We start from the raw sequence: 12,584 nt of genomic DNA on the forward strand, positions 1-12,584 counted from the left end.
ATATATTGACTTACTTAGAAAGCTCTATATAATATGACTCTATCGGGTGCATAGCTCAGCTGGGAGAGCATCGCCCTTACAAGGCGAGGGTCGGGGGTTCGAACCCCTCTGCACCCACCACGATACGAAAGGTGGTTTTATACCGCCTTTTTTGTTTCTAATAAATTATCTTAGTTAATTATTTATCTTCTAACTAAATCTTTTTAAACATGCTAGAATTTTATCTAGATCATCAGTAAAAAAGAGAGTTTTATGAAGAAATTAATATTAACATCATTATTTTTATCTATATCTATTTCAACACTTGCTTATGCAGATAGTCCAAAAAGTAATATCTGCCCTAGCGATTTAAAATATAAAAACATAAATATGAAAGATATGAATTTTAAATATGCTAAATATAACGATTATATTTGTGCTACTTTGAAAGTTAATCTTGATAAAAATAAGGCTTGGAAAAACCAGGGTAGTGGCTGGTTTGCAGCAGGTTTCGGAGCTCCAACAATGAAAGGAGCTAATATGTTTATATTTGTTCCACAAAAATCTAATGGTAATGATGTTAAATATAATGTCTTTGCGAATGTTGGTGGCGGATATGGCCCAACAAAGCCGCTTGATACAAAACCGAAGGAAGGTCAAATTGATGTTCTAGCATCATCTTTAGGAGAGGTTGAATTTGTTCTATATCCTGAAAAAGTAGCAAACCTTGCAGATAATGGCACTATTGATATGATTTTCTCACATTCTAAAGCTGGAGTTTACAAATTTATACCACCTCATGTATCAGCCTATGGTGATAAGAAAATGATTATAAAATAAATATTTCCTTTAAGTTGTATTTAACTACTTAATTAAATACAATTATCCTAATATATTTTAGTTAAATTATTTATGGGAAGAGCCAGAAGAAGAAAGCTCAAAGAAGGTATCTTTGAAGCTGAAATTGTATCTCTAAGTCACGATGGTAGAGGTATAGCAAAAGTAGATGGTAAAACAACTTTTATACCTTTTACATTACCAGGTGAATTAGTCAAATTTGAATATACTTTTTCAAAAGCTAAGTTTGATGAAGCTAAAGTTGTAGAGTATGTTAAAAAATCACCAGATAGAATTACACCAAAATGTGATTTTTTTGAATTATGTGGTGGCTGTAATTTGCAACATATGTCTAATAGTGCTCAAATTGAGCATAAGCAAGAAACATTATTAAACCAACTTAAATATATTGGTGAAGGAGTGGAGCCTGAAAATATTCTTGAACCTTTATTAACAGATAATACCGAAGGTTATCGTAATAAGGCACGTTTAGGAGTTAGGTATGTTAATAAGAAAGGTAAGGTTCTTGTTGGCTTCAGAGAACGTAATGGCAGATTTTTAGCTGAAATTGATAGGTGTATAGTTCTTAATCCATTAGTTGGTGAAAAGATTAATGATATTGCTAAATTTATAGAAACTTTGTCGATATATAATCAGATTGCTCAATTAGAAATCGCTATAGATGATCATCGTCCAGCAATTATTGTTAGGCATTTAGAGCCATTCACAAATGAAGATTTAGCTAAATTAAGAGATTTTGGGCAAGAAAATAATTATTGGATATATTTGCAATCAAAAGGTCCTGATACTATCTATAGGCTTTATCCAGATAGAGATATTGCGCCAACTAAGCTAAGCTATGAGCCAATAGATGGAGTAGAGATTGGTTTTGAGCCAAATGATTTTACTCAAGTAAATAATGATATTAATCGAAAAATGATCAAAAAAGCTATAGATCTTTTAGATATATCAAAAGATGACTCTATTATTGATCTATTTTGTGGTTTAGGTAATTTTAGCTTACCTATATCAAAATATGCAAAATCTGTGATTGGTGTCGAAGGTGAGTCAACAATGGTTCAAAGGGCTATTGAAACAGCACAAAATAATAATATTTCAAATGCTAAGTTTTATGCGGCAAACCTTTTTGAGGGTTTTGAGGATAAAGAGTGGTTTAATAATTTTGAATACAATAAGATGCTTTTAGATCCTCCAAGAGCAGGAGCTCAGGAGGTTTGTCAAGCTATTGAGAAATTTAATGTTGATAGAATCGTTTATGTATCTTGTAGTACAGCCACTTTGGCAAGAGATGCTGGCATCTTGGTAAATCAAAAGGGTTATAAATTAGTAAGTGCTGGTGTAATGGATATGTTCCCACATACTATGCATGTTGAGTCTATAGCTGTTTTTGAAAAAGTTTAATGGAGAAGCTTATGTATATAGGTTTGGATATTGGTGGTACTAATATATCTGCAGGTCTTTTTGATCAAGATAAAAATTTACTAACTACGGCCAAAGTTAAATCAAAAGGTAAAAGTGATACAGATATAGTTTTAGGGCAAGTTTTTAAGGTAATTAATAAGCTCGTAGATGATTCAAATAAAGATAAGATCAAAGCTATTGGTATTGGCATAGCTGGATTTGTTGATTCAAAGCAAGGAGTACTTAAATTTAGCGCTAATATAAATCTAAATGGTATTAATATTGCTAAAGAAGTGAGCCAAAAGTTTGGTGATGTACCTGTATTTCTTGAAAATGATGTTAATGTTGGTGTCATTGGTGAGTGGAAGTATGGTGTTGGTAGAGGTCACAGAAATATTGTAGGTATTTTTGTAGGTACTGGCATAGGCGGTGGGCTTGTTGTAAATGATCAATTCTTATATGGCGAAACAGGTGGTGCTGGAGCCGTTGGTCATGTAACTATAAATACTCAAGGTCCATATTGTCAAAGCTGTGGTTCGCAAGGTTGTGTTGAGACATATGCTGGTAAAGTTGGTATTGAAAACAGAATCAAGAATCTGCATAAAAAGGGTATTAAAAGTATGCTTATTGATTCAGTACTAGAAAATAACGGCAAGCTAAAAAGTTCCCATCTTAAGAAATCGTTAGAAGCTAAAGATCCTGTTGCTATTGATATAGCAAATACAGCAATGACTAATTTAGGTGTAGCTGTAGCTAATTATATAAATTTAATGAATCCATCATTAGTTCTTTTTGGTGGAGGTGTTATTGAGGCTATAGGTGAGGATTATTTAGGGACTATTTATCAGTCTTGCTCAAAATATGCTTTTAAAACAATGTTAGATGCTTGTCAGCTAAAGGTTGCAACCTTAGGTGATAATTCAGGTGTATATGGAGCTATGGATATAGCAGTTAATAGATTAGAAGGAAATTGGTAATGTTTATAGGTGTAGATATTGGTGGTTCAAATATGGCCGCTGGATTATTTGATAAAAATAGAAAGTTAGTAACAACAGCTAAAGTTAAATCAAAAGCAAAAGAAGCAACAGAAGTTGTAATAGGTCAATTATTTAAAGTTATCAATAAATTGACAGCTGAAATTCCTAAAGATAAAAAGCTTGAAGGTATTGGGATTGGAATTGCGGGTCTAATAGATAAAAAAACATCTGTAATTCGTAGAAGTGTTAATATTAACATTGATGGAGTTAATCTAAAGCATGTTTTAGAAGAAGAATATGGTGTACTTGCTGAGATAGATAATGATGTTAATGTTGGTATCTTAGGTGAAGCTAAATATGGCGCAGGTGTAGGCTGTGATGATATTGTTGGAGCATTTGTAGGTACTGGTATTGGTGGAGGCTTAGTGTTAAATGGCAAACTATATACTGGTAATAGTGGTTTAGCTGCAGAGCTTGGACATACTATAATTAAACAAGGTGGCTCATATTGCCCTGGTTGTGGTTCTCAAGGCTGTTTAGAGGCTTATGCTGGTAAAGTAGGTATAGAAAAGAAAATAGAAAATTTAGCCAAAAAGAGAATTAAGAGTACACTAATTGAGTTAGTTACTGAAAATAATGGCAAACTTAAAAGTAGTCATATCAAAAAAGCACTAGATGATAATGATGAAATTGCTTTAGATATTTTATCAGAAGCTATGGAATATTTAGGTGTCGGTTTAGGAAGTGCTTTAAATATGATTAATCCATCTATGGTAGTCTTAGGTGGAGGGGTTATGGAAGCAGTTGGAGAGAAGTATCTTCCGCAAATAAAAAGAGCAGCTATGCGAAATTCATTTGCTGATATTTATGCTGAATGTGATTTTAAATTAGCAAAACTAGGTGATCAAGCAGGCATATATGGTGCTATGGAATTGGTCGCTAACTAGTTCATTTATTTTGGATATAAAATGGTTAACCAGATTGTTTATAATTTTTTCTCACAAGTATCTAGCTATCTTAAAGGATTTAAAAATATAGATTTTAAAAGAGTTTTTGATGATTATAATTCTTTTGAGATTACATGGCTTATATGCTCTGTTGGAGTACTTGGTCTAATAAGTATATTAACTACTGATCAGTATTTAGTTTTGACAACTATTGCTACAGTTACAGGTATGCTAAATCTTTTTTTAATTGCGAAAGGTAAAACTCTTAATTACTTTTTCGCTTTTATTAATAATTTAACATATGCTTATGTTTGCTATCAACAAGGTATCTTTGGTCAGTTCCTGCTTTTTGCATTTTTCTTTTTCCCAATGCAATTCTATGGTTTATATAATTGGACGAAACCTCAAAGCACGGATGAAAACAATGATATTGTGACAAAAAGTCTTACTAATAAGCAGAGAATATATTTATCTGTAGGTATTATTATTTCAGCTATCTTATATGGTAGTTTTATCTTAAAAGGTATATTTAATCAGCAAGTTGGGCTTTTTGCAGATTCATTGACAGGTGTTGTTTCTGTTGTTGCTATCATACTTATGGTAAAAGCATATTTAGAACAGTGGACGCTATGGATAATTATTAATACTCTTTCAACAATTATATGGTTACAGCAATATATTTCAGGATCTGGTGATGGTATAGCTTTTCTTGCTATGTGGTTAATTTATTTATTTAATGCTATATATGGTTATATAAATTGGAAAAAATTACAAAAAAATTCTTAAACTTTCTATATCTCCTTAACTTAGTATCTAGCTTCCTATATAATCAGCCTTATTCATTGATTAGATTTCTGGGAGTTAACTCATGACCGTTAGACAAACTTTATTTTTGATTCTTACACCGATAGTAGCAATGTGTGTTTTATCGTTTGGGAATGGATTTTTTACAACGTATTCATCTATTGAGTTAAATAGTCTTGGACGCTCTAATTTAATGATAGGTTTAATCTCAGCGGCTTACTTTTTTGGTATGACTGCAGGGTCTTATTTTTCACAGTTTACAATTGTTAGAGTCGGTTATATTAGAGCATTTGTATTGTTTGCATCATTAATGGCTATAAGTACTTTGACTGTAGGTATTTTCAAAGAGGTTCCTATTTGGATATTTTTTAGATTTGTTTGTGGTTTCTCACTAGCTGCTTTATTTATCATTATAGAGAGTTGGTGTATCTTATCTTCGGAGAAGAAAAATAGAGGGCTGGTATTTTCAATATATCTTCTTATATACTATGGTTCACAAGCATTATCACAGTTAATGATAAATATACACTTTAGTCAAGGATTGTTGGCTTATTGTTTTATATCTTCATTATGTAGTATTGCTATCGTGCTAATGGCATTTACTAAAACAGTAGCTCCAGTACCACACTCAGAAGAGATTTGCTCTCCTATAGCAATTATGAAAAAAGTTCCTTTGGCTATGGTTGCAAGTGTTATAGGAGGATCTTTATTAGGATCAATTTATACTATTTTGCCAATATTTTTAGTTAGAGTTGATTGTGATGCTAACATGGTATCAGTTTTAATGATGACTACTATTTTAGGTGGGATGCTTTTACAAGTGCCTATGGGTAAACTATCAGATATTATAGATAGAAGAAAGGTTATCTTATTAGCTGGTATTGGTATTTTATTAGCTTCGACATTAATATTTGCTTTCCATACTTCATATTTTGTATTTTCTATAATAATTTTTATATTTGGAGGGTGTGCTTTTGTAATATATCCTTTATCAATATCTCATGCTAGTGATTTCCTTGATGAAGGTGAAATATTAGGGGCAATAGGTGTTCTAACAATTGCATATGGTTTAGGATCTGTAATTAGTCCAGTTATTATATCTAGTACGATGTCTATCATTGGACCATTTGGATTCTTTATAATAACAGCTTTACTAAGTGCTAGCTTATGTGTTTATTCTGTCTATAGAATGACTAAAAGAAAATCAGCAACAGATACTGTACAATTTACAGCTGCAACTCCTGAGAGTCTTAACTTCAGTGAAGCACAAGAGATTCTTTCAGATAGATCATCAGAAGAAGAATAGCCTTAAAGATCTATATTCAAATTGCAAAGCATACCCAGCTAGCTTATAATTACAGAAGTTTGTTTAAATACAAGAAAGACTTAACATATCTTAAGGAGTTTATAGTTATGTCATCACAAATAAGTAAAGTTTTTGCAAGACAAATATTAGATTCACGTGGTAATCCTACTGTTGAAGTAGATGTGGTTTTAGAAAGTGGTGCTTTTGGTAGAGCAGCTGTGCCATCAGGTGCTTCTACAGGTATTAGAGAAGCGTTAGAACTAAGAGATGGGAATAAGAAACTTTTTCTTGGTAAAAGTGTTTATAAAGCAGTAGAAAATGTAAATACAAAAATTGCTCAGGCAGTTAAAGGTCTAGATGCATTAGATCAAAGATTAGTTGATAAAACTATGATTGAGTTAGATGGTTCAGAAAACAAGAAGAACTTAGGTGCAAATGCAATCTTAGGTGTTTCATTAGCGACAGCTAGAGCAGCAGCGTCTCATCTAAGAAAGCCATTTTATCGTTATTTAATGGATGTTAAAGAGTATCTAATGCCAGTACCAATGATGAATGTTATCAATGGTGGTTCTCATGCTGATAATAATGTTGATATGCAAGAGTTTATGATTGTGCCGGCTGGGTTTGAGACTTTCTCAGAAGCTCTTAGATGTGGTACAGAAGTATTCCATACACTTAAGAAAGTTCTAATTGCAGATGGTTACAGTGTAGCTGGTGTTGGTGATGAAGGTGGCTATGCTCCTGATCTTCCATCAAATGAAGCTGCTATTGAAGCAATTTTAAAGGCTGTTAAAGAAGCTGGTTATGAGCCTGGTAAGCATGTATTTATAGCATTAGATCCTGCAAGTAGTGAGTACTATAAAGATGGTAAGTATGAACTTGCATCAGAAGGGAAATCTTTAACTTCAGCTGAGATGGTTGAATACTTTGCTAAATGGGTTGAGAAATATCCGATCGTATCTATTGAAGATGGTATGGCTGAAGAAGATTGGGATGGTTGGAAACTAATGACTGAAAAATTAGGTAAAAAAGTTCAGTTAGTTGGTGATGATCTATTTGTAACAAACCCTAGTATTTTAGCTAAAGGTATTGAGATGGGTGTTGCTAACTCAATATTGATCAAGCTTAACCAAATTGGTTCATTAACTGAGACATTTGAAGCTATGGCTATGGCTGGTCAAGCTGGATATACATGTGTAGTTTCACATCGTTCAGGTGAGACATCTGATACTATTATTGCTGATTTAGCTGTTGCAACTTGTTCAGGTCAGATTAAAACTGGTTCACTTTCAAGGTCTGATCGTATAGCTAAATATAACCAATTACTAAGAGTAGAAGAAGAGTTAGGTGAAAATGCAATCTATCCAGGACTTAAGTCTTTTGTATTTAGTTCAGAAGAAGATTCTAATGATGCACAAGAAATCATCGTAGAAGAAAGTGAAACTGAAAAAGTTGTAGTTCAGGTAGAAGAATAATAGTCATTTCATGAATACAAAATCAAACTTCTTTTTTTACTTTTTTATTTCAGCTGTCATATTGTTAATTATTATATTACAATATGATCTTTGGTTTAGTAATACTGGTATTTTTAAATATAATGAGCTAAAAAAAGCCGTTGCTACTCAATCAAAAGAGGTCAAACAAAAATCTCAAACTAATGCCCAACTATATTCAGAAGTTGTATCACTACGTAAAAATAATGAAGTTTTACAAAGTTTAGCGCGTGAAAATATGGGCCTAATTAAGAAGGGAGAGGTTTTTTACAGTGTCAAATAAATATGTGATTATTCCTGCTGCTGGTGTTGGCACAAGGATGCAATTAGATATTCCTAAACAATACTGCAAGTTATCTAATGATAAAACTATTCTTGATAACACTTTAGAAAAGTTTATTGATAGTCCCTTTTTTGATCGTATATTTTTAGCCTTAGGCTCTGAAGATAAATTCTGGAGTCAGTCTATTTACTATAATCATCCTAAAATTAAAACTTGTGTAGGTGGTGAAACTCGCTTTGAAAGCGTTTATAGCGGTTTGAAATCTATTAAAGGTAATAGTGATGATTGGGTGTTTGTCCATGATGCTGCTAGACCTTGTGTTGATATTCAAAATATTGTAGATCTGTATGAACAAACAAAAACTTCTCATTCTCAAGCAGGTATATTGGCTGTTAAAGCATTTGAGACAGTTAAGAAGGTAGGCGTTAAAAATATTATAGTTAATACTCTTGATCGTAATAATATTTGGTTAGCTCAGACTCCTCAGTTATCTAGACTAGGTCAATTAGAAAGATCTTTTGATTTTTGTTACTCAAACAATCTTATAGATAAGATAACTGATGAAGCTTCGGCTTTGGAACTATATGGTATTAACCCAATAGTTATTGAAGGTAGTAGAAAAAATATTAAGATAACTACTCAAGATGATTTAGATTTTGCTAACTGGCAGCTAAATAAATAATATTATTTTATTAACAATCCGATTACATATCCAAATATAATTATTAATCCCATTATAAATAAAGTCGAATCAAGAATAACTCGTCGATAAGCTTTACATTTAAAATTTTTATAGATAATTATTACAGGTAAAATATAGAGTAGAAATGCTACTGTTGGGGCCACAAGAATACCTATTATATTAAGTATTTTGAAATTGCATATTGTACATATCCATAAAACTATAAATATTAATCCAGTACATGTTTTGTTTATAATCGACTCTGATATTTTTTTGTTACAAACATTTCTAAAAAAATATTTAAACAAATATTTCAAAGCTTCTTTTGAGCCTATATAGCAGCCTATAAATGAACTTATAATAGCAGTAAAAACGATCATGGGAGCCAAAATATCAAGTATAGTGCTATGATGTTGCTCTTGAATTAGGGTTACTATAGATAGATTATTATCATTAGCTCTAGCTAAGTCTGTAGCTGTTGTGCTAAGTAGACACGATGTTACAAAAAGTAATACAAAAATAAAAAGTATCAAAGCATTTATTTTAAGTATTTTATAGATTTTTATTTTCTCTTCATTATCGCTAGCTTTTACATATTTTTTATAAAAAACAACTAAGCTAGAAACAACAGGGGAGTGATTCATAGATAATATTAATATTGGTAAAACCATTAAAATACCAATAATATATTGAGTTAGTTCAAAATGACTATCTGTAATAAAGCTATAGTTCCAGTAAGGTATAATATAAATTGATAATATTACTACTAATGTTATTAGAAAAACTACAATGAATTGCATAAATTTTAAAATAATATTTATACCTAGAGAAACTATTGCTAGTAGAGTAATTAATATACTGAAACTAAACCAAATATTTGTCGACAAATTTGTCTGTGTAAGATGATAGTTTAATAAAAAGTTACTTAGTTCATTGTTTAAGCCAATTGAATACATTGGCATATTTAGGAAGATAGCAAAGAAATAAAGAATAACACATATTAAGCCAAAAAATTTGCCTAAATTATGAGTAAAAACATCTGTAATACCGCCATCCTCTGAACTAATTACAATATTTGCCATATTTTTATGTGAATAGTATGTTAGAGGTAGAGCAAATATCATTACAGTTAATAATGCCCAAAAACCACTATCTCCAGCCTGAACAGGCAAATATAGTAATCCGGCGCCAATAGCCGTACCAAATAAAGTAAAAATCCACTGAAGATCAATTTTTTTAGAATTTGAGTGATTTATTTGTTTCACGAGCTACTCCAGTCGAGTATTACTTTGCCACATTTACCACTTTTCATTATTTCAAATCCTTTTTGATAGTCATCTATATGTAGCATGTGCGTTATTATAGGACTTATGTCCATACCTGACTGAATCATGCTGGACATTAAGTACCAAGTCTCGAACATTTCTCTGCCATAAATACCTTTTAAAGTTAGCCCTTTAAATAGTATAGTTCCCCAATCTATAGACACATTTCCTGCTGCAATTCCTAATAATGAGAGTTTAGCTCCATGGTTTACAACATCTAGCATCATTGATATAGCCGAATTAATTCCAGACATTTCTAGACCAACATCAAAACCTTCGCTCATGCCAATATCAGACATTACTTTTTGCATCTGTGTAGTTAGTTCTTCTTGAGTTTTATATGGAGCAACATTTAGTGCTACAGTTGCACCAAACTCTTGAGCTTTTTTTAAGCGATACTCATTTACATCAGTAATGACTATTCTACGGGCACCACAGAATCTAGCTATTTTTATAGCCATCAATCCTATTGGACCAGCCCCTGTTATAAGTATATCTTCACCAGTTAAGTTAAATGAAAGAGCTGTATGAACTGCATTACCAAGAGGGTCAAATATACTAGCAATCTCATCTGTAATCGCATTAGGAAGTTTAAATACATTTGATGCGGGCATTGCTAAAAATTCAGCAAATGCTCCTTGTACATTGACACCAATCCCCATAGTCTCTCGGCAAAGATGGCGTTTACCTGCGTTACAGTTACGACAATGACCACAAACAAGATGACCTTCACCGGAAACTCTATCTCCAATATTAAGTCCTGTTACACTCTCACCTTTAGCTACAACTTCGCCAACAAACTCATGGCCTGTGATCATTGGTACAGGAATTGTTTCTTGTGACCATTTATCCCAGTTGTATATATGAAGGTCTGTGCCACAGATAGCTGTTTTTTTTATTTTAATTAATACATCATTGTATCCGTACTTTGGTATTGGGGCGTCATTTATCATCCATATACCAGGTTCTCTTTTTAATTTAGCTAATGCTTTCATAGTTTAATTCCTTGAAAATGAAATTAAGTAGAAGAAATAATAATTCTATTACTCTATTAGATTATGCCTAGATCTTTGCCAGCTTTGGTGAAAGCTTCGACGGCTTTATCAATCTGTTCAAATGTATGTGCTGCAGACATCTGTGTTCTAATACGAGCCTTACCTTTAGGAACAACAGGGTACGAAAATGCGATTACGTATATACCATAGTCTAGAAGTTTGTCGGCAAACTCAGCTGCTTTTTTCTCATCATAGATCATTACAGGGATGATAGGGTGTTCACCTGGTATTAGATCAAATCCAGCAGCTGTCATTTTAGATCTGAATCGTTGTTGGTTAGCTTGTAGTTGATCTCTTAGCTCATTAGAGCCTTTAGTTATTTCTAATGCTTTTAAAGATGTTTTAGCAATTATTGGAGCTAGTGAATTTGAAAACAAATATGGTCTAGATAAGTTCTTTAACAGATCAACAATTTCTTTTTTAGCACATATATAGCCACCAGATGCTCCACCTAAACCTTTTCCTAGTGTTCCAGTCAGGATATCTACGCGACCCATTACATTGCAGTGTTCTATAGAGCCTTTACCATTTTTACCAACAAAACCAGATGCATGCGAATCATCAACCATTACAATAGCATTATATTTATCAGCTAAATCACAAACAGCTTCAAGGTTAGCTATAATACCATCCATAGAGAAAACTCCATCAGTAGCAATCATTTTAAATCTTGCTCCAGCTTTATCAGCTTCGATTAGTTTTTCTTCTAAGTCTTGCATATCATTGTTGTTGTATCTAAATCTCATAGCTTTACACAATCTAACACCATCAATAATACTTGCATGGTTAAGAGAATCACTAATAATAGCATCTTCTTTTGTAAGTAAAGTTTCAAAAAGACCAGCATTTGCATCAAAGCAAGACGGGTATAAAATAGTATCTTCAAACTCAAAGAAATCACTAAGTTCTTTCTCAAGTTGCTTGTGAACACTATTTGTGCCACAGATAAATCTTACAGAAGCCATTCCATAGCCACATTCTTCAATATGCTCTTTAGCATAAGCAACAATTTCAGGATTATTGGCAAAACCAAGATAGTTATTTGCACAAAAGTTAATAAGAGTTTCACCATTTTCTAAATCTATGACTGGTTCTTGAGGAGTTGAAATTATTCTCTCACTTTTATAAGTGCCAGCATCTTTTATTTCTTGAATTTTATTGTTGATATTGTTGTAGAAATCTTTATTCATAATTAAATCCTTAATTGTTTCTTAAATACCCTCACTCTAATATATATAAGAATATTCAGATTTGGAATTTTTTAAATGCTAGAATGTTTAAAAATTACACTAACACAAAAGATCTTATTAAATTTTTCGATTATTACTGAATTTTAAGCTCTAAAAAATTAAGGAATATGTCTTATTAATCAAAAGAGCCTTTTTGTGCTAAAAATAGTGAAATTATATTATTTTTTTGTAAATCATAATAAAAAATTAATGTTTCCTAAAAGCAATGCTAATAATGATGGATT

At 32.0% G+C, this 12,584-nt stretch carries 12 protein-coding genes and 1 tRNA gene; 10 read left to right on the forward strand and 3 right to left on the reverse strand.

All coding sequences use genetic code 11. The features are described from left to right. Window positions 1-44: 44 nt before the first annotated feature. From F7310_RS03275 to ispD, 10 genes are all read left to right on the forward strand, one after another. Window positions 45-120: transfer RNA gene (locus F7310_RS03275), tRNA-Val, on the forward strand. Window positions 121-252: 132 nt separating this feature from the next. Next, window positions 253-819, forward strand: a complete 567-nt coding sequence (locus F7310_RS03280) for a hypothetical protein (protein WP_072711746.1) — start codon at window positions 253-255, stop codon at window positions 817-819. 72 nt (window positions 820-891) lie between these two features. Beyond that, complete coding sequence (rlmD, locus tag F7310_RS03285) at window positions 892-2,238, forward strand: 23S rRNA (uracil(1939)-C(5))-methyltransferase RlmD (protein ID WP_072711748.1); 1,347 nt, start codon at window positions 892-894, stop codon at window positions 2,236-2,238. A gap of 11 nt (window positions 2,239-2,249) precedes the next feature. Then, window positions 2,250-3,215, forward strand: a complete 966-nt coding sequence (locus F7310_RS03290; protein ID WP_072713528.1) for an ROK family protein — start codon at window positions 2,250-2,252, stop codon at window positions 3,213-3,215. Further along, the gene (locus F7310_RS03295) at window positions 3,215-4,162 is read left to right on the forward strand and encodes an ROK family protein (RefSeq protein WP_072711750.1); all 948 of its coding nucleotides are present in this window, start codon (window positions 3,215-3,217) and stop codon (window positions 4,160-4,162) included. The genes F7310_RS03290 and F7310_RS03295 overlap by 1 nt, the downstream gene beginning before the upstream one ends. A gap of 21 nt (window positions 4,163-4,183) precedes the next feature. After that, the gene (gene pnuC, locus F7310_RS03300) at window positions 4,184-4,948 is read left to right on the forward strand and encodes a nicotinamide riboside transporter PnuC (RefSeq protein WP_072711751.1); all 765 of its coding nucleotides are present in this window, start codon (window positions 4,184-4,186) and stop codon (window positions 4,946-4,948) included. An 82-nt stretch (window positions 4,949-5,030) separates the two neighbouring features. Further along, window positions 5,031-6,272 carry an MFS transporter gene (locus F7310_RS03305; protein ID WP_072711753.1) on the forward strand — a complete coding sequence of 414 codons (1,242 nt, stop codon included), beginning with the start codon at window positions 5,031-5,033 and terminating at the stop codon, window positions 6,270-6,272. 107 nt (window positions 6,273-6,379) lie between these two features. After that, on the forward strand, window positions 6,380-7,747 hold the full coding sequence (gene eno, locus F7310_RS03310) for a phosphopyruvate hydratase (RefSeq protein WP_072711754.1): 1,368 nt from the start codon (window positions 6,380-6,382) through the stop codon (window positions 7,745-7,747). A gap of 10 nt (window positions 7,748-7,757) precedes the next feature. Further along, complete coding sequence (locus F7310_RS03315) at window positions 7,758-8,048, forward strand: FtsB family cell division protein (RefSeq protein WP_072711756.1); 291 nt, start codon at window positions 7,758-7,760, stop codon at window positions 8,046-8,048. After that, window positions 8,038-8,730 (forward strand): 2-C-methyl-D-erythritol 4-phosphate cytidylyltransferase, encoded by a 693-nt coding sequence (gene ispD, locus F7310_RS03320; RefSeq protein ID WP_072711757.1) that lies wholly within the window; start codon window positions 8,038-8,040, stop codon window positions 8,728-8,730. The genes F7310_RS03315 and ispD overlap by 11 nt, the downstream gene beginning before the upstream one ends. Window positions 8,731-8,732: 2 nt before the next feature. Here the strand turns inward: ispD and F7310_RS03325 are convergent, their stop codons facing one another. The 3 genes from F7310_RS03325 to F7310_RS03335 are packed head-to-tail and all read right to left on the reverse strand — an operon-like array spanning window position 8,733 to window position 12,300. Next, window positions 8,733-9,995, reverse strand: coding sequence for an amino acid permease (locus tag F7310_RS03325; protein WP_072711759.1), 1,263 nt, complete (start codon window positions 9,993-9,995; stop codon window positions 8,733-8,735). Next, window positions 9,992-11,050: an L-threonine 3-dehydrogenase gene (gene tdh / locus F7310_RS03330; RefSeq protein WP_072711761.1), complete on the reverse strand. Its 1,059-nt coding sequence runs from the start codon at window positions 11,048-11,050 to the stop codon at window positions 9,992-9,994. Before tdh ends, F7310_RS03325 begins: the two co-directional genes overlap by 4 nt. A 56-nt stretch (window positions 11,051-11,106) precedes the next feature. Then, window positions 11,107-12,300, reverse strand: coding sequence for a glycine C-acetyltransferase (locus tag F7310_RS03335; protein WP_072711762.1), 1,194 nt, complete (start codon window positions 12,298-12,300; stop codon window positions 11,107-11,109). Window positions 12,301-12,584 lie beyond the last annotated feature (284 nt).

Source organism: Francisella uliginis (assembly GCF_001895265.1).
GTDB lineage: Bacteria > Pseudomonadota > Gammaproteobacteria > Francisellales > Francisellaceae > Francisella > Francisella uliginis.